This window comes from Streptomyces capoamus, assembly GCF_014654935.1.
GTDB classification, from domain to species: domain Bacteria; phylum Actinomycetota; class Actinomycetes; order Streptomycetales; family Streptomycetaceae; genus Streptomyces; species Streptomyces capoamus.
Genome location: NZ_BNBF01000019.1, coordinates 159,773 through 175,706 on the forward strand (window position 1 = coordinate 159,773; position 15,934 = coordinate 175,706).

The following is a 15,934-nucleotide window of genomic DNA, read 5'->3' on the forward strand; positions in this document are numbered from 1 at the left end:
ACGGAGGAGTGCACCGGGTCGATGGTCCAGGGGCCGGGCGGCGGCAGCTCGGTGCCGCCCTGCCGGGCCAGCGTCACCGTACCGACCTCGGCCCGGCCGCTCGCCGTGACGATCGCGCTGGACGCGGCGGGCGCGTAGCCGACGGCGGTCACGATCACGGTGTACGCGCCCGGTGCCAGCTCGGTGGTGTCCCGCACGGCTCCCTCGGCGTCCGCCTCGGCCCGCAGCACCTGCGTGCCGGTCATGTCGGTCACCGTGACGACCGCGTGCGACACGGCCCACCCGTCCCGCGTACGGATCTTCGCGGTCAGTCCCATCCCGTTTCTCCCTGGAAAAAGCTCAAAAAATGGTCGTATGAGACCGGCCCGTGGCGGCCGCGCCCTCCGTTCAGGGCGCGCGCCACCACGGGCCGGGGGTCGAACTACTCGCCGGGGTGGGCGAGTTCGATGTCGTGGCCGTCGACGCCGGGGCCGGACACGGTCAGCGCGGTGGCCACCGGCGGGTAGCCGGTCGCGATAACGGTGTACTCGCCCCCGTCCAGGTCGGTGAAGGCGTACGCGCCGTCCGCACCGGTGGTGGCGCTGCCGACCACGTTGCCCGCCTGGTCGACCAGGGTCACCCGGGCGTCGGCCAGCGGACCGTGCGGGGCCCGGACGACACCCTGGAGCCGGGCACCGGCGTCCAGGTCGACCTCGATCCGGGTGACGCCGGCGGCGCCGACCTCGACCGGCAGGGCGCGCGGCCGGAAGCCGCTCGCGTTGACCGCGACGGTCACCGTGCCCGGCACCAGGTCGGTGAGGGCGAAGTCGCCCTGCTCGCCGGTGGCCGCGGTGGCCAGCAGGTCGCCGCGCACATCGGTGACGATGACCATGGCGTCCTTGACCGGCAGCGCGCTCCCGGCGGCCCGGACCACACCGGTCAGCCCGCTGGTGCCGCTCAGCAGGATGTCGTACGACAGCGGTTCCCCGCCCACCACGACGGTGGAGGCCTGCGGCTGGTAGCCGTCGGCGGAGGCGATCAGGACGTACGACCCGGTGCCGGGGGCGTCGAGCGCGTAGGAGCCGTCCGCCTGGGCGACCGAGCGGCCCAGCTGGCGGCCGGACAGCGAGATCAGGGTGACCGCGGCCTGCGGGACCGGGGCGCTCTCGGCGCCGCGGACGAAGCCGTGCACCGGGGTGCCGCCACCGGTGCCGTCACCGGTGCCGGGCTCGGCGGCCGTGGCGACGGCGGCCGGCTGCGTGATCGCGGCGGCCCGGGTGCCGTCCCCGCCGGCGACGGGGGTGGCCCAGCTCGGCACCCGCTCCGGGGCCGGAGCCTCGGTGGCCGTCCCGGCGACCGGGGCCTGGGCCTCGGCGACGGCCGGCGCGGCGGCCGGATCGGTCACGGGGGCCTCGCCGTCGGCGGCCTGGGCGAGCGCGCCCCTGGTCTTCAGCGGGACCTCCTTGATGAACAGCGTGATCAGGAAGGCGACGGCGGCGAGGCAGCCGGCGATCATGAAGACGTCGGCGATGCCGTGGCCGTAGGCGCTCTCCAGGAGCGTCCGGATGGGCTTCGGGAGCGCGTTCATGTCCGGGATGCTGTCGGTCGAACCGGAGCCGCCGGCCAGGGCCTTCTGGTACTTCGGGCTCAGGTCGGCGACGCCGTCCTGGACGTAGTGGGTGATCCGGCGGGACATCACGGCACCCAGCGCGGAGACGCCGACCGCACCGCCGAGGGAGCGGAAGAAGGTGACCGTGGAGCTGGCCGAGCCGAGGTCGGAGGGCGCCACCTGGTTCTGCGTGGCGAGCACCAGGTTCTGCATCATCATGCCGATGCCGAGACCCAGCAGGGCCATGAAGATGGCCATCTTCCAGTAGTCCGTGTCGTACCGGATGCCGCCGAGCAGCAGCAGGCCGGCCGTGACCAGCACGCCACCGCTGACCAGCCACGCCTTCCAGCGGCCGGTGCGGGTGATGAACTGACCCGAGACGGTCGAGGAGACGAACAGACCGCCGATCATCGGGATGGTCAGGACGCCCGACATGGTCGGGGACTTGTCGCGGGCCAGCTGGAAGTACTGGCTGAAGAAGACGGTGCCGGAGAACATCGCGACACCGACGAACAGCGAGGCGAGCGACGCCAGCGTGATGGTGCGGTTCCGGAACAGGCGCAGCGGGATGATCGGCTCGCTCGCCCGGGACTCGACCAGCACGAACAGCGCGCCGAGGACGACCGAACCGCCGACCATGGCGTACGTCTGCCAGGACAGCCAGTCGTACTTGTCACCGGCGAAGGTGACCCAGACCAGCAGCAGGGAGACGGCGGCGGAGATCAGGGTCGCGCCGCCCCAGTCGACCTTGACCTCCCGCTTGACCACGGGCAGGTGCAGGGTCTTCTGCAGCACGATCAGCGCGATGATCGCGAAGGGCACACCGACGTAGAAGCACCAGCGCCAGCCCAGCCAGTCGGTGTCGGTGATGACACCGCCGAGCAGCGGGCCGCCGACGGTGGCGACGGCGAAGGTGGCGCCCAGGTAGCCGGAGTACCGGCCGCGCTCACGCGGGGAGATCATCGCCGCCATGACGATCTGCGCCAGGGCGGACAGGCCGCCGACGCCGATGCCCTGGAACACCCGGAAGGTGATGAGCATGCCGGGGTTCTGCGACAGACCGGCCGCCATCGAGGCGACCACGTAGATGATCAGGGCTATCTGGACGAGAGCCTTCTTGCTGTACAGGTCGGCGAGCTTGCCCCACAGGGGGGTGGCCGCGGTCATCGACAGCAGGGCGGCCGTGACCACCCAGGTGTAGGCGGACTGGCCGCCGCCGAGGTCACCGATGATGTGCGGCAGGGCGTTGGAGACGATCGTGGACGACAGGATCGCCACGAACATGCCGAGCAGCAGCCCGGACAGGGCCTCCATGATCTGCCGGTGCGTCATCGGGGCATCGCCGTGGGAGCCTCCCCCGTGCTTGGCGTGGGCCCGCACACCGGCTGGTGTGGTCGTTGCCATGGGCTTCCTTCTCTTATGTGCTTGCGGGTGTACGGGTGGTCTCGTGGGATACGGGCTCGGGGAGCCGGAGCGGGGCGGACCGGCAGTCGCCGAACGACGCGCGCAGGCGCGTCATCAGGCGGATCAGCTCGGTGACGTCCTCGTCGGTCCAGTCCGCCAGCCGCTCGGCGAGCAGGTGCGTGGTCCGCCGGGACAGCTCGTCGAGCTGCTCCAGACCCGTGGGCGTCAGGCGCAGGATGCGCGAGCGCTTGTCCGCGGGGTCCGGGTGCCGCTCGATCCAGCCGCGTGCGGCGACGTGCGCGACGTGCCGGCTGGTGACCGACATGTCCACGGCGAGCAGCTCCGCGAGCTTGCTCATGCGCATGTCGCCGTGGCGGCCGAGCAGCGTCAGCACCGCGGCCGAGCCGGCCGGGCAGTCATGCGGCAGGATCCGCCCCATGTCCCGTTTCACGGCTCCGACGGCGCTGAGCTGACGCGCCAGCTCTTCGAACTGCGTCTGCTCGGCCATCACACCTCCCGTATCGTTGCTTAGGGCAACCATAAGCGTGCTTGGTTGCTGCAGGCAAACAAATCCGGGAGGGGTGGCGCAAAAACTTGGCAAAGGCAAGTATTGCGAACGTAAATGTGCAGGTGGTCGCGGGTGGCGTGCCCCCGTCTGTCCCGGTGGCCCCGCACTTGGGTCGGTCACCGCGATTCGCTAGGGTCTCGGGGCATGGCTAACACCCAGGGCCCCCAGGGCAATTACGACCCCGCAGGCAGCACCCAGATGTTCCGCGCGTTCGTCGACGAGGCCCCCCAGGGGCGCCAGCAGCAGGCGGCCCCCTCCGGTCCCCGGATCGGCCTGATCATCGGCATCGTCGTGGCCCTCGCCGTGGTGGCCGGCGTGGCCTGGCTGGCGATCAAGTAAGAGCATGGCGCCGGGGGTACGGCCGGCTCACCGAACCCGACGGCGACGGCCCCCTTCCGCCCGTCATCGGCGTCCTCGGTCCCCGGGGGCGGCGGGCCCGTCCCGGCTGCCGGGAGGGACCGGGATGCCGGCGTGCCTGAGGGGCGGCTTCCACCCCGGGGACGACAGGTGCGTCCAGTTCGGCCCGTGGGGGCACGGCGGAGCCCGCGCCACCGGCCCGGGCCGAACCGCCCACGAAGCCGGGGAACGCGTCGAGCGCGCCGTCTCCCGGCCGAACGGCAGGCGGCACGATCGTTCCCGAACCCGACGGTTCCCGCGGCAGCCGGACCGCTCTCACCCGCACCGCCGGCTGCTACGGCGGCGGCCGGACGGTTTTGCCCGCGCGGACAGTTGCGAGGCGTTGGGGATCGGTCTCACCGGGCGCTGACGGTCGTAACTCGCACGGAGGCGTCATCAGCTGGCGTCGGCGGTCGTGAGGCGACCGGAGCCGTCCTCACTCGGCGTCGGCCGTCGTGGGACGACCGGGAACGTCCGCACTCGGCGTTGACGGTCGTAGCCCGAACGGGGCCGTCCTCGCCCGGCGCTGACGGTCGGTGCGTGACCGGAGGCGTCATCAGCTGGCGTCAGCGGTCGTGAGATGACCGGAGCGGAGCGTCCGTACTCGGCGCTGACGGTCGTAACGCGAACGGAGTGCCGTCCTCGCCCGGCGCTGACGGGCGGAGTGCGACCGGAGGCGTCATCGCCGGGCGTCGGCCGTCGTGAGGCGACCGGGAACGTGCGCACTCGGCGCTGACGGTCGTAACTCGAACGGGGTCGTCCTCGCCCGGCGCTGACGGTCGGTGCGTGACCGGAGGCGTCATCAGCTGGCGTCAGCGGTTGTGCGGTGACCGCAGCCGTCCTCACTCGGCGTCGGCGGTCGTGCGGTGATCGGAAGCGCCCTCACTCGGCGTCGACGGCTGGTGCTGGTACTCGTGCTGGTGCGGCGGCGGGCCCTTCTCGCTCGCGTCGACGGTCGTCAGGCCGCCAGCCCTGCACCGCCCGTGCCGCGTGATCACCGCCCCGCTCCCCGGCCGCCGTCTACCCCCACCCCGACCAACGCCCGCCCCGCCCCGCCGCCGCACGCGGCCGGTGTGGTGTTCGGGCGGGCGGACGGCGGCCGCCGATGCTGCCGTAGCGGCGGCCTCGGCGGCCGGGTGATGTGTCCAGCGGTGTCGTACGGGGCCCGGGTGGCGGGCCGCCGTCGCGGGTCAGTCCGAGATCAGGCCGTCCCTGAGCTGGGCCAGCGTCCGGGTCAGCAGGCGGGAGACGTGCATCTGGGAGATGCCGACCTCCTCGCCGATCTGCGACTGGGTCATGTTGGCGAAGAAGCGCAGCATGATGATCCGCCGCTCCCGGGGCGGGAGCTTGGCCAGCAGGGGCTTGAGGGACTCGCGGTACTCCACGCCCTCCAGGGCCGTGTCCTCGTAGCCGAGCCGGTCGGCCAGGGAGCCCTCGCCGCCGTCGTCCTCGGGGGCCGGGGAGTCGAGGGAGGAGGCGGTGTAGGCGTTGCCGACCGCGAGGCCGTCGACGACGTCCTCCTCGGAGACGCCGAGCACGGCGGCCAGCTCGGTCACCGTCGGCGAGCGGTCCAGCTTCTGCGACAGCTCGTCGCTGGCCTTGGTGAGGGCCAGGCGCAGCTCCTGGAGCCGGCGCGGGACCCGCACCGACCAGGAGGTGTCGCGGAAGAACCGCTTGATCTCGCCCACGACCGTCGGCATCGCGAACGTCGGGAACTCCACGCCCCGTTCGCAGTCGAACCGGTCGATCGCCTTGATCAGGCCGATGGTGCCGACCTGGACGATGTCCTCCATCGGCTCGTTGCGCGAGCGGAACCGGGCCGCCGCGTAGCGGACCAGCGGCAGGTTCAGCTCGATCAGGGTGTCCCGGACGTAGGCCCGCTCGGGACTGTCCTCGGCCAGCGCGGCCAGGCGCAGGAACAGTGAGCGGGACAGGGTGCGGGTGTCGAGGTTCGCCGTGGCCTGCGCGGCCGGGACAGCTTCGGCGGCCGGGCCGGCGGCCGGGGACGGCACGGCTTCGAGGGCCGTGACACCCTCGAAGCCGTCGAGGACGTCGAGAGCGTCGAGCTCCTTGGGCGCTGCCTCGCTCATGGCGGGCGTCAGCACCTTCGAGCTGCCCTGGTCTGCGGACATGCCACCCCCTTTGGGTCGCGGGACGGTCGCGGCGGCGCTGTCCTGACGAGCAACGCAGCCCTCACCTGAATACCGGAGCCGAAGCCACGGCAAACGCGCTTCCCGCAGAATGTCACATGTCGGCAACACGCTGTAGAGACATGTCGATACGTCAGATCCGAATCGGCCCTGGAAAGACGGGGTCTGACGGTATTTCGGGTGCCAACTGTCGGCAACAGTGCTGGTGAGCGATTCGCTCGTGCCGGTTACCGCTCGATCGGGTTTGCGATGCAATGCCGTTCGAGCCGTGCTTCCGTGCGCCTCCTGTGCATCAGCCGCTACGGCACCTGCTGCGGCGCTTCCGCGCTGCGGCTCCGTGGCCATGCGGCCATGCGGCTATGCGTCGATCCGGTTCGCGGAACGCAGTCGCTGGAAGCTGCGGGCCAGCAGTCGGGAGACGTGCATCTGGGAGACACCGAGTTCCGCGCTGATCTGTGACTGGGTGAGATTGCTGTAGTAGCGCAGGAGGAGGATGCGCTGTTCCCTCTCGGGGAGCTGGACGAGGAGGTGGCGGACCAGGTCGCGGTGTTCCACGCCGTCCAGGGCCGGGTCCTCGTAGCCGATCCGGTCCAGCAGGCCGGGCAGTCCGTCGCCCTCCTGGGCGGCCTCCAGCGAGGTGGCGTGGTACGAGCGGCCGGCCTCGATGCAGCTGAGCACCTCGTCCTCGCCGATCCGCAGCCGCTCGGCGATCTCGGCGGTGGACGGCGTACGGCCGTAGAGGGTGGTCAGGTCCTCGGTGGCGCTGTTGACCTGCACCCACAGCTCGTGCAGCCGGCGCGGGACGTGGACGGTGCGGACGTTGTCCCGGAAGTACCGCTTGATCTCGCCGACCACGGTGGGCATCGCGAAGGTCGGGAACTGTACGCCCCGGTCCGGGTCGAAGCGGTCGATGGCGTTGATCAGGCCGATGGTGCCGACCTGGACGACGTCCTCCATGGGCTCGTTGCGCGAGCGGAAACGGGCGGCGGCGTAGCGCACGAGCGGGAGGTTCGCCTCGATCAGCGCGCCCCGCACCCGGGTGTGCTCCGGCGTGCCCGGGGTGAGTTCCTTCAGCTCGGCGAACAGGACCTGGGTCAGCGCCCGGGTGTCGGCGCCGCGGCGCTTCTCGGGGGCCGGCGGGTCCGGTGGGGCCGGCGGGTCCGAAGCGGGCGCCTCGTCCTGGGGCGGCGCAGTACTGGCCGACAAGGTCAACGCCACCTCTTCATCGGTCAATCATCCGTCAAAAGCGGTCATAGCATCACAAGACATGTGCACTGTGTGCAAGCACCTGATAACCCCGTGTTGTGTTTCAAACTCTGATGAGTTGGGGTAGCAGTAGGCGCGAAAAAGCCCCCCGCCTCGGAGAGCGGGGGGCTGCGGTGAACGCGGGGTGCGGGGCTACTGCCCGGCGATCTCGTAGTCGGCGATCACCCAGGTGGCGAACTCGCGCCACAGCGCGACGCCCGCCTGGTGGGCCGGGTGCTCCAGGTAGCGGGTGAGGGCACCGGCGTCCTCGACGGCCGAGTTGATGGCGAAGTCGTAGGCGATGGGCCGGTCGCTGATGTTCCAGGCGCACTCCCAGAAGCGCAGCTCCTCGATCCGGTCGCCGAGCGCCCGGAAGGCCTCCACGCCCGCCACGACCCGCGGGTCGTCACGGTCGACGCCCTCGTTGAGCTTGAAGAGGACCAGGTGGCGGATCATGGGATGTACCTCAGCTCTTTCCTCCGTGGGCGACCCAGGTCATGAAGTCGCCGACGGCCTTGGCCGCGTCCGAAATGCCCTCGAACCCTATCTGGACGTAGTCGGCCGCCTTGGCCGGGTCCGTGATGATCACGTACAGCGCGAAGACCACGAGCGCGTACACGGCGATCTTCTTGGCGTTCACCGCCACCGCGGCCTCCCCTGTACCAGTGCCCCCGAGGGCCCCTGCCTGCCGGCCGCGAGTGTAACCTCCGGCCCTCCCCGTACGACCGACAGCCCGCCGGGGCCCGGTCGTTGCGCCGGGAACGCACGGAAGGCCCCGCCGGTGGGCGGGGCCTTCTGAAAGCGGTAGCGGAGGGATTTGAACCCTCGGTGACTTGCGCCACACTCGCTTTCGAGGCGAGCTCCTTCGGCCGCTCGGACACGCTACCGAGGGAGACCCTACAGCAAGGTGGGGCGAGGTTTGAAATCGATAGAGGCGCCCCGTCGGTGACGCGCTCAGCGGTTCCGGAAGAAATCGGTGAGGAGCCGGGCGCACTCCGCCGCGAGCACGCCCTCGACGACCTCCGGACGGTGGTTGAGCCGCCGGTCGCGCACGACGTCCCAGAGGGAGCCGGCCGCGCCCGCCTTGTCGTCCCGGGCGCCGTAGACCACCCGGTCCACCCGGGCCTGCACGAGCGCGCCCGCGCACATCGTGCAAGGCTCCAGCGTGACGACGAGCGTGCACCCGGTCAGCCGCCACTGGCCGAGCCGGGCCGCGGCCCGCCGGATCGCGAGGACCTCCGCGTGGGCCGTCGGATCCCCGGTGGCCTCCCGCTCGTTGTGCCCGGCTCCGAGCACCGTCGTACCGTCCGGGGACAGCACGACGGCGCCGACGGGGACGTCGCCGCCCCGGTCGGCCCGTTCGGCCTCCGCCAGGGCGTCCCGCATCGCGGGCCGCCAGGGGTCCCGTACCGGGTCGGGCGCGCCCCGCGGGTCGCGCCCCGCGCGCAGGGGGTCCTGTGGCGTGGTCAGCGGACGGTCTCCAGCACCTCCGAGGCGCCCAGGGCCTCGGCGATCGTGTTCAGCGCGTCGTCGGCCTCCAGGGCGCGCAGCTCCTTCTCGCTGATGCCCAAGTCGTCGAGGATCTCGCTGTCGCCGACCGGGCTGTGCGGCACCGCGTCGGCGGCGGCGCCCTCCTCCTCGTCGTCCTCCTCGGACTCCCCGTCCTCCGTGCCGTCGAGGTCGAGGGCGTCCAGGTCCGGGCCGTCGTCCGCGCCGGGCTCCCGGCCGAGCAGCTCGTCGGTGAGCAGCAGCTCCCCGTACGCGCTGCGCCGGGCGGCGGCGGCGTCCGAGACGTAGATGCGAGGGTCTTCCTCGCCGTCCACGCGGACGACACCGAACCAGGAGTCCTCCTGCTCGATCAGGACGAGGACCGTGTCCTCGTCGGGAGAGGCTTCCCGGGCCAGGTCGGCCAGATCCGACAGGGTCTCCACATCGTCCAGCTCTGTGTCGCTCGCTTCCCACCCGTCTTCGGTGCGCGCGAGCAGTGCGGCGAAGTACACCGTGACTCTCCCACTGGTCATAGGCGTGCCGGTTGGGGGTCCCCCCGGCGGAGGTACGCGGGCGGGAAGAGCCGGGGCTCCGAGCCCCACCCACTCGGAATCGTGGCAGAAACAAGGCGTCCAGGGGACGTCTTCGGCTCCCTGTGTCTGGCTGTTTCGATCGTGGATCCGTGATCTGCTCACCAGCGCGCTCATTGCCGCCACCTGCGGATCGTACGCGGCTTTTCCGCGCGCTCACGCACGCCCGCCTCCCCAACACCCGTGCGTGCGCGGATCTTCCGCTGTGCGGCGGTGCCCCGCCGCGGCTACCAGCGGAACGTCCGCATGCGCATCGCGTGGCGCAACCGGGCGGCCTTGGCGCGCCGGGGCTGCACCCGGGCACGCAGCGCGCGGGCCTCGGCCAGGTCGCGCAGGAACTGGGCGCGGCGCCTGCGGCGCTCGGCCTCGCCCTCGGGCTTGTCGGTACCGGTCCTCGCGGACCGCGCGGCGGGGCCGGTCATGGCGCCGGCCTCGGAGGCGTCCGCGGGGAGGTCAGGCTGGTCGGACACGTCTCACCACCCCACTAGCGTCCTTCCCACTTTCCCCCGGACGGCCGGTTTGACGCCAGCACGAGGGCGGCCCGTGGCGCAGGTACCGTTAGGGGTATGCGTCTCCACGTCGTCGACCACCCCCTGGTCGCTCACAAGCTCACCACGCTGCGCGACCGGCGCACCGACTCCGCGACCTTCCGGCGGCTCGCCGACGAGCTGGTCACCCTGCTCGCCTACGAGGCGACGCGGGACGTGCGGACCGAGGCCGTCGACATCCAGACGCCGGTCGCGCAGACGACGGGCGTCAAGCTCGCCCGGCCCCGCCCGCTGGTGGTGCCGATCCTGCGGGCCGGCCTGGGCATGCTGGACGGCATGGTCCGGCTGCTGCCGACCGCCGAGGTGGGCTTCCTGGGCATGATCCGCAACGAGGAGACGCTGCAGGCGTCCACGTACGCCTCGCGCATGCCGGAGGACCTCTCGGGCCGTCAGGTGTACGTGCTGGACCCGATGCTGGCCACGGGCGGCACGCTGGTCGCGGCGATCCAGGAGCTGATCAAGCGCGGCGCCGACCACGTCACCGCCGTGGTGCTGCTGGCCGCGCCGGAGGGCGTCGAGGTCATGGAGCGGGAGCTGGCGGGCACGCCGGTCACCGTGGTCACGGCGGCCGTGGACGACCACCTCAACGAGCTGGGCTACATCGTCCCGGGCCTGGGCGACGCGGGCGACCGGCTGTACGGGGCCGCGGAGTAGTTCCCGCCGCCTGCCCGCCGCCGTCTTCGGGCGCGCCGCTCAGCGGTTCTTCGTGACGGTGCCGGGCGCGGTGCGCTAGCGGTCGCGGTGGCCGTGGCGGATGGCCGTGGTGGACGGCCATGGCGGGTGGCCGTGCCGGGTGGCTCGGGCACCCGCGGGTGGGTGTGGTGTGGCTTCCCGCCGTGTTCTTCCGGCGCGTCGCGCGTGGGTTCCCGGCGCGCCCTGCGGCGCGCCGCTCAGCAGGCCTTCTTCGCCGTGGCCGGCGGCTGCGGTTCGGTCAGGGCGGTCAGGGTCCGGTCGGCGGCCACGCGGTCGGCCAGGCCCTTGAAGGCGTCACCGATGATCAGGTCCAGGTCGGCGCCCTTGCGGCCGTCGGCGCGTGCCTCCGCGCCGGCGAGCTGGGTGCCGAGCACCTTCAGGGAGGTGTCCTGGGCGGCGGGGGAGCCGAGGAGCATCCCGGTGCCCTTCACCTTCTTGTCGTACTGCTTCGTCGCGTTGCCCACGTTGCCGATCCTGAAGCCGCGCTTCTTCAGCTCGTCCGCGGTGCTCTTGGCCAGACCGGTGCGCTTGGTGGCGTTGTAGACGTTCACCGTGATCCGGCCGGGCTGCGGCAGGGGCTGCACGCGGGCCACCGGGGCCGCCGCGGCCTTGGTCCGGCAGTGGGTCCCGGCGCCGGACGCCGTGGACGTGCCGCCGCCGCCCGTGAAGACGTCGATGAGCTGCAGGGTGCCCCAGCCGACCAGGCCGAGCACGGCGGTGGACGCCACCACGGCGGCCGCGAGTCTGCCGCGCCGTCGGGACGGACGCATCCGAGGGTATTTGTCCCCCGTGATGCGGTACTGGCCGCCCATGCCGGGGGGAGTCAGCATGCTCATGAGCGCAGCGTAGTGCGCCTGAGCGGGCGATGCCTATCAGATGATCAGTCGATGCCGCCCGGCCGGACCCGAAAGGGGCAACGGTCGTGCCGTGCCGGATCAGTCGAGTTCGAGCACGCGCGCGTGCAGCACCTGGCGCTGCTGCAGGGCGGCGCGCACCGCGCGGTGCAGTCCGTCCTCCAGGTAGAGGTCGCCCTGCCACTTCACGACGTGCGCGAAGAGGTCGCCGTAGAACGTCGAGTCCTCGGCCAGCAGGGTCTCCAGGTCGAGCTGCTGCTTGGTGGTCACCAGCTGATCGAGGCGGACCGGGCGCGGCGCGACGTCCGCCCACTGCCGGGTGCTTTCCCGGCCGTGGTCGGGGTACGGCCGGCCGTTTCCGATGCGCTTGAAGATCACACGGAAAGCCTACCGGTCAAGACGTTCCGGGCGCAGCCATGGCGGCGGAGTGCGACGCTTGAAAAGATGGAGCAATTCCGGCAAATGGGCTACTACGGGAACGGGGACCGGAGATGAGCGACCGCGGGACCGCGCCGTCCGCAGGGCCCGGGGAAGCCGGTGAGCCGCCCGTCGAGGCGCGGAAGATCGCCTCGGGCTACGCCTTCACCGGTCCCGCCCTCGACCTCGGCGCCCTGCTGTGGGACGGCGCGTGCCTCCCCGGCGTGTCGGTCCGCGTCCCGCTGCCGGTGCTCAACCGGCACGGCCTGGTCGCGGGCGCCACCGGCACCGGCAAGACCAAGACCCTCCAGCTGATCGCCGAGCAGCTGTCGGCGCAGGGCGTACCGGTGTTCCTCGCGGACATCAAGGGCGACCTCTCGGGCATCGCGCGGCCGGGGCGGGACGACGACCGGGTACGCGAGCGGGCCGCGGAGGTGAGCCAGGAGTGGACCCCGGCCGGCTTCCCCGCGGAGTTCCTGGCGCTCGGCGGCCACGGCCACGGCATCCCGGTGCGGGCCACGATCACCGGCTTCGGCCCGGTGCTGCTGGCCAAGGCGCTCGGACTGAACCACACCCAGGAGCAGTCCCTCGCCCTCGTCTTCCACTACGCCGACACCAAGGGCCTGGAGCTGATCGACCTCAAGGACCTGCGCGCGGTCGTCGCCTTCCTCACCTCCGACGAGGGCAGGACCGAGCTGCGCGGCATCGGGGGCCTGTCCGCGGCCACGGCCGGGGTGATCCTGCGCGCGCTGACGGCCTTCGAGGCGCAGGGCATGGCGGACTTCTTCGGCGAGCCGGAGTTCGACACGGCGGACCTGCTGCGCACGGCGCCCGACGGCCGGGGGATCGTCTCGGTCCTGGAACTCCCCGCCGTCCAGGACAAGCCCCTGCTGTTCTCGACGTTCCTCATGTGGCTGCTCGCCGACCTCTTCCACGACCTGCCCGAGATCGGTGACGCCGACAAGCCCCGGCTGGTGTTCTTCTTCGACGAGGCGCACCTGCTGTTCGACGACGCCTCCCGGGCCTTCCTGGACTCGATCACCCAGACCGTCCGGCTGATCCGCTCCAAGGGCGTCGGCGTCTTCTTCGTCACCCAGTCCCCGAAGGACGTGCCCGGTGACGTCCTCGCCCAGCTCGGCAACCGCGTCCAGCACGCCCTGCGCGCCTTCACGCCCGACGACGAGAAGGCCCTGCGGGCGACCGTGCGGACCTTCCCCAGGTCGGCGTACGACCTGGAGGAACTGCTCACCGGGCTGGGCACCGGCGAGGCCGTGGTGACCGTGCTGAGCGAGACCGGCGCCCCGACCCCGGTCGCCGCCACCCGGCTGCGCGCCCCGGAGTCCCTGATGGGCCCGGTCGACGTGGCCGCACTCGACGAGGCCGTCCGCACCTCCCCGCTCCACGGCCGTTATGCACAGGCTGTGGACCGCGAGTCGGCGTACGAGAGGCTGGGCGCCGCCCGCCCGCCGGGACCGGCGGCCCCGGCACCCGGGACCGGGGCGGCGCCCCGGGCGGAGAAGGAGGAGCCGTCGCTGGTCGAACAGGTCGTCACCAGCGGGGTGTTCAGGTCGCTGGCCCGGTCGGTCGGCACCCAGCTCGGCCGCGAGATCACCCGCTCCCTGTTCGGCACGGCACGCAGGCGCCGGCGCAGGTAGCGCTCCGGCCCGGCGGGGGGCAGGGGGCGCCCCCGCCGGGGTCGTTCAGCGGTCCCTTTCCTCGGGTGACCGCTGCGGTTGCGGGGCGCGCCGGTCCGGCCGGGTGGCCGGGGCGCGCCGGGCCTCCGCGCGCAGCAGGGCGCGCAGGACGGCGTAGAGGTCCTTGGACATGGCTGTGCTGCTCCTTGCGTCGAGCCGACGGACCGTGCGGGGGACGCGGGTCCGTCAGCAGCGCAGGACCACCGTGCGCAGCAGGGGCGTGGTGTCCGGCACCCGCGGTGCGCCGGGGCACGGGCGGGCCGCCGGGCGGGCGGGCACCGGGGCGGGCCGGGGCGTGGGGCGCTCGGGCACGTCGGCCCGGTGCAGGGCGCGGTGCGACGGCCTGAGCGCGGCGTCGGGGGGTTCTTGCCCGGTGGTCCCGGTTCCCGTGGTCCCGGTGGTGCCCTCAGTACCGGTGGTGCCGTCAGTACCGGTGGTGCCAGTGGGGCCGGCAGCCCCGGTGGTTCCGGGAGTTCCGGTGGTTCCGGTGATCCCGGCGGTTGCGGTGGTCGCCGTGGGGCTCGGGGTCGCCTGCGCCGGCAGGGCGGCGCAGGCGGGTACCCACAGGGCGAGGAGCAGCACGAACACGCGAAGCCAGGTACGGCTCCGGGGTGCGCTTCTGCTCCTGCTCACACCGGATGACTCCCCGGGGCGGGCGGCGGGGGCTGCACGCCGGGTACGAGATCCGCCCGCTCGGCGTACCCGGGGCCCGCGTCGTTGACGGCGGTCACAGCGCCTGCGGCACCCGACCGGCCCGGCCGCGGATGCGCAACGCGGTGACGATCTCCACGATCCCCACCGCGACCAGCCAGATCCCGCCGACCAGGGTCAGTACGGCGACCGACTCGAAGGGCGAGTCGATGAGCACGATCCCGGCGATGAATGTGAGGATGCCGAGGACCACCTGCCAGCCCCGGGCGGGCATCCGGGGGTCGTGCGCGGCGGCCAGGGTCTGGGTGATCCCGCGGATCAGCCAGCCGATGCCGATCCACAGGGCGAGCAGCAGGATCGACTGCATCGGCCCGCGGAAACAGAACAGGCCCAGCAGGATCGACAGCGCGCCGCTGACGAAGGCCAGCACCCGCAGCGAGGTCGCCCGGTGCGTGCCGAACGCCGACACCAACTGGAGGATCCCGCTGTAGACCAGGTAGAGGCCGAACAGCACCCCGGCGGCCAGCAGGGAGGGTCCGGGCCAGACCAGCACCAGGATGCCGAGCACCAGGGAGCCGATACCGGTCAGCAGCACCACCTGCCAGGCGGCCCGGGACAGGGCGTGCAGGGGGCCCTCGAACGGGGGTTCCGGTTCATGGTGGCCGCGGTGCTGCTCCGTCGCGGGGCGCGCGCGGGGTGCCTCCCCGGCGTGCACGTGCCGGTCGTCGTACTCACGGTCCCTGTCGGGACCCCCACTCGGTGCCTCGGTCATGCTCCATGCTGGGAACGGCCGGGAATGCGCGGCCAGTGGGGCGGGGCCGAATGGGGGACGGGACGGGCCCGTGCCGGGGGACGGGGGCCGTGCCGGCCAGGGCGTCGGCGCGCCCCGCTACTTCTTCGCCGGCTTGGCCGCCTTCGCTGCCTTCGCCGCTGCCTTCATCTCCTGTTTGTGGGCCCGTACTTTGGCCAGCGAGTCCGGGCCGGTGATGTCGGCGACGGACCGGAAGGCCTTCGGCTCGCCGTAGGCCCCGGCGGCCTCGCGCCAGCCCGCCGGGGCGACCCCCAGCTGCTTGCCGAGCAGGGCCAGGAAGATCTGTGCCTTCTGCTTCCCGAAGCCCGGCAGTTCCTCCAGCCGCCGCAGCAGCTCGGCCCCGCTGTCGACGCCCCGCCAGACCGCTTCCGCATCCCCGCCGTAGTGCTCGACGAGGTAGTGGCACAGCTGCTGGATCCGCTTCGCCATCGAGCCGGGGTAGCGGTGCACCGCGGGCTTGTCGGAGAGCAGCGCGGCGAAGGCCTCCGGGTCCATCGCCGCGATCTCGTGCGCGTCGAGATCCTCGGCGCCGAGCCGGTCGGCGATGGCCCAGGGTCCCTTGAACGCCCACTCCATCGGGATCTGCTGGTCCAGCAGCATCCCGGTCAGCGCGGCGAGCGGGGAGCGCCCGAGCAGCGCGTCGGCCGCCGGGTCCTGGGCGAGGTGCAGGGTGACGTCCATGCGTCGATGATCCCGCGCCCCCGCACCCACCGCCCGCCCAGGCCGGCGGGGCGGACACGGCCCCGGCGGGCGAGCGACCGGGTGGGCTGGGCGTGGCCGTGGTGGGTGGCCGACTGGGTGGGCTGGGCGTGGCCGTGGTGGGTGGCCGACTGGGTG

General features: G+C 72.5%; 19 protein-coding genes and 1 tRNA gene. 3 read left to right on the plus strand and 17 right to left on the minus strand.

Annotation, left to right across the window (positions count from 1 at the left end):
- The 3 genes from IE312_RS42040 to IE312_RS27215 form a co-directional block, all read right to left on the minus strand.
- Positions 1 to 317, minus strand: a 317-nt coding sequence (locus IE312_RS42040; RefSeq protein WP_229900490.1) for a carboxypeptidase-like regulatory domain-containing protein, incomplete at its 3' end; no start/stop codon positions are given.
- Between the two features lie 104 nt (positions 318 to 421).
- Positions 422 to 2,920: an MFS transporter gene (locus IE312_RS27210; protein WP_502266992.1), complete on the minus strand. Its 2,499-nt coding sequence runs from the start codon at positions 2,918 to 2,920 to the stop codon at positions 422 to 424.
- Between the two features lie 85 nt (positions 2,921 to 3,005).
- On the minus strand, positions 3,006 to 3,500 hold the full coding sequence (locus IE312_RS27215; protein WP_189984948.1) for a MarR family winged helix-turn-helix transcriptional regulator: 495 nt from the start codon (positions 3,498 to 3,500) through the stop codon (positions 3,006 to 3,008).
- 204 nt (positions 3,501 to 3,704) lie between these two features.
- Here IE312_RS27215 and IE312_RS27220 point away from each other — a divergent pair, with 204 nt between their 5' ends.
- Positions 3,705 to 3,899, plus strand: coding sequence for a hypothetical protein (locus IE312_RS27220; RefSeq protein ID WP_189984949.1), 195 nt, complete (start codon positions 3,705 to 3,707; stop codon positions 3,897 to 3,899).
- A gap of 1,247 nt (positions 3,900 to 5,146) precedes the next feature.
- Here IE312_RS27220 and IE312_RS27225 read toward each other — a convergent pair.
- The 8 genes from IE312_RS27225 to IE312_RS27260 form a co-directional block, all read right to left on the minus strand.
- Entirely contained in the window at positions 5,147 to 6,088 is a 942-nt protein-coding gene (locus IE312_RS27225; protein ID WP_189984950.1) for an RNA polymerase sigma factor SigF, read from the minus strand.
- Positions 6,089 to 6,463: 375 nt separating this feature from the next.
- Complete coding sequence (locus tag IE312_RS27230) at positions 6,464 to 7,318, minus strand: RNA polymerase sigma factor SigF (RefSeq protein ID WP_229900496.1); 855 nt, start codon at positions 7,316 to 7,318, stop codon at positions 6,464 to 6,466.
- Between the two features lie 186 nt (positions 7,319 to 7,504).
- A complete protein-coding gene (locus IE312_RS27235; protein ID WP_189984952.1) occupies positions 7,505 to 7,807 on the minus strand; it encodes a Dabb family protein in 303 nt (100 codons plus the stop codon).
- Positions 7,808 to 7,817: 10 nt separating this feature from the next.
- A complete protein-coding gene (locus IE312_RS27240; RefSeq protein WP_189984953.1) occupies positions 7,818 to 7,997 on the minus strand; it encodes a hypothetical protein in 180 nt (59 codons plus the stop codon).
- A 156-nt stretch (positions 7,998 to 8,153) separates the two neighbouring features.
- Positions 8,154 to 8,238 (minus strand) — tRNA-Ser (locus tag IE312_RS27245).
- A gap of 67 nt (positions 8,239 to 8,305) precedes the next feature.
- Positions 8,306 to 8,737, minus strand: a complete 432-nt coding sequence (gene tadA / locus IE312_RS27250; RefSeq protein WP_229900491.1) for a tRNA adenosine(34) deaminase TadA — start codon at positions 8,735 to 8,737, stop codon at positions 8,306 to 8,308.
- Between the two features lie 80 nt (positions 8,738 to 8,817).
- A complete protein-coding gene (locus IE312_RS27255) occupies positions 8,818 to 9,351 on the minus strand; it encodes a tRNA adenosine deaminase-associated protein (protein ID WP_189984973.1) in 534 nt (177 codons plus the stop codon).
- 305 nt (positions 9,352 to 9,656) lie between these two features.
- On the minus strand, positions 9,657 to 9,851 hold the full coding sequence (locus IE312_RS27260; RefSeq protein ID WP_189984974.1) for a hypothetical protein: 195 nt from the start codon (positions 9,849 to 9,851) through the stop codon (positions 9,657 to 9,659).
- Between the two features lie 144 nt (positions 9,852 to 9,995).
- On the opposite strand from IE312_RS27260, the gene upp reads away from it, so the two are divergent.
- Positions 9,996 to 10,631: a uracil phosphoribosyltransferase gene (gene upp, locus IE312_RS27265; RefSeq protein WP_189984954.1), complete on the plus strand. Its 636-nt coding sequence runs from the start codon at positions 9,996 to 9,998 to the stop codon at positions 10,629 to 10,631.
- Positions 10,632 to 10,867: 236 nt separating this feature from the next.
- Here upp and IE312_RS27270 read toward each other — a convergent pair whose 3' ends face one another.
- Together IE312_RS27270 and IE312_RS27275 are read right to left on the minus strand one after the other, a co-directional pair.
- Positions 10,868 to 11,506 (minus strand): LytR C-terminal domain-containing protein, encoded by a 639-nt coding sequence (locus IE312_RS27270; protein ID WP_229900492.1) that lies wholly within the window; start codon positions 11,504 to 11,506, stop codon positions 10,868 to 10,870.
- A gap of 99 nt (positions 11,507 to 11,605) precedes the next feature.
- Complete coding sequence (locus IE312_RS27275) at positions 11,606 to 11,902, minus strand: type II toxin-antitoxin system VapB family antitoxin (RefSeq protein ID WP_004943146.1); 297 nt, start codon at positions 11,900 to 11,902, stop codon at positions 11,606 to 11,608.
- A gap of 113 nt (positions 11,903 to 12,015) precedes the next feature.
- Between IE312_RS27275 and IE312_RS27280 the strand changes: the two genes are divergently transcribed.
- The gene (locus tag IE312_RS27280; RefSeq protein ID WP_189984955.1) at positions 12,016 to 13,596 is read left to right on the plus strand and encodes a helicase HerA-like domain-containing protein; all 1,581 of its coding nucleotides are present in this window, start codon (positions 12,016 to 12,018) and stop codon (positions 13,594 to 13,596) included.
- Between the two features lie 45 nt (positions 13,597 to 13,641).
- Here the strand turns inward: IE312_RS27280 and IE312_RS43840 are convergent, their stop codons facing one another.
- The 4 genes from IE312_RS43840 to IE312_RS27295 form a co-directional block, all read right to left on the minus strand.
- The gene (locus IE312_RS43840) at positions 13,642 to 13,767 is read right to left on the minus strand and encodes a hypothetical protein (RefSeq protein ID WP_268254358.1); all 126 of its coding nucleotides are present in this window, start codon (positions 13,765 to 13,767) and stop codon (positions 13,642 to 13,644) included.
- A 54-nt stretch (positions 13,768 to 13,821) separates the two neighbouring features.
- Positions 13,822 to 14,223, minus strand: coding sequence for a hypothetical protein (locus IE312_RS27285; RefSeq protein WP_189984956.1), 402 nt, complete (start codon positions 14,221 to 14,223; stop codon positions 13,822 to 13,824).
- A gap of 139 nt (positions 14,224 to 14,362) precedes the next feature.
- Entirely contained in the window at positions 14,363 to 15,058 is a 696-nt protein-coding gene (locus tag IE312_RS27290) for an HdeD family acid-resistance protein (RefSeq protein WP_189984957.1), read from the minus strand.
- Positions 15,059 to 15,175: 117 nt separating this feature from the next.
- Entirely contained in the window at positions 15,176 to 15,778 is a 603-nt protein-coding gene (locus IE312_RS27295) for an HhH-GPD-type base excision DNA repair protein (protein ID WP_189984958.1), read from the minus strand.
- Positions 15,779 to 15,934: the final 156 nt, after the last annotated feature.

Bases quoted from the DNA above. Each gene is read 5' to 3' on its own strand.
- IE312_RS43840 (WP_268254358.1), bottom strand. From the start codon at position 13,767: ATGTCCAAGGACCTCTACGCCGTCCTGCGCGCCCTGCTGCGCGCGGAG.
- IE312_RS27280 (WP_189984955.1), top strand. From the start codon at position 12,016: ATGAGCGACCGCGGGACCGCGCCGTCCGCAGGGCCCGGGGAAGCCGGT.
- IE312_RS27295 (WP_189984958.1), bottom strand. From the start codon at position 15,778: ATGGACGTCACCCTGCACCTCGCCCAGGACCCGGCGGCCGACGCGCTG.
- IE312_RS27260 (WP_189984974.1), bottom strand. From the start codon at position 9,851: ATGACCGGCCCCGCCGCGCGGTCCGCGAGGACCGGTACCGACAAGCCC.
- IE312_RS27210 (WP_502266992.1), bottom strand. From the start codon at position 2,920: ATGACGCACCGGCAGATCATGGAGGCCCTGTCCGGGCTGCTGCTCGGC.
- upp (WP_189984954.1), top strand. From the start codon at position 9,996: ATGCGTCTCCACGTCGTCGACCACCCCCTGGTCGCTCACAAGCTCACC.
- IE312_RS27220 (WP_189984949.1), top strand. From the start codon at position 3,705: ATGGCTAACACCCAGGGCCCCCAGGGCAATTACGACCCCGCAGGCAGC.
- IE312_RS27225 (WP_189984950.1), bottom strand. From the start codon at position 6,088: ATGTCCGCAGACCAGGGCAGCTCGAAGGTGCTGACGCCCGCCATGAGC.
- tadA (WP_229900491.1), bottom strand. From the start codon at position 8,737: ATGCGGGACGCCCTGGCGGAGGCCGAACGGGCCGACCGGGGCGGCGAC.
- IE312_RS27235 (WP_189984952.1), bottom strand. From the start codon at position 7,807: ATGATCCGCCACCTGGTCCTCTTCAAGCTCAACGAGGGCGTCGACCGT.
- IE312_RS27270 (WP_229900492.1), bottom strand. From the start codon at position 11,506: ATGAGCATGCTGACTCCCCCCGGCATGGGCGGCCAGTACCGCATCACG.
- IE312_RS27215 (WP_189984948.1), bottom strand. From the start codon at position 3,500: ATGGCCGAGCAGACGCAGTTCGAAGAGCTGGCGCGTCAGCTCAGCGCC.
- IE312_RS27290 (WP_189984957.1), bottom strand. From the start codon at position 15,058: ATGACCGAGGCACCGAGTGGGGGTCCCGACAGGGACCGTGAGTACGAC.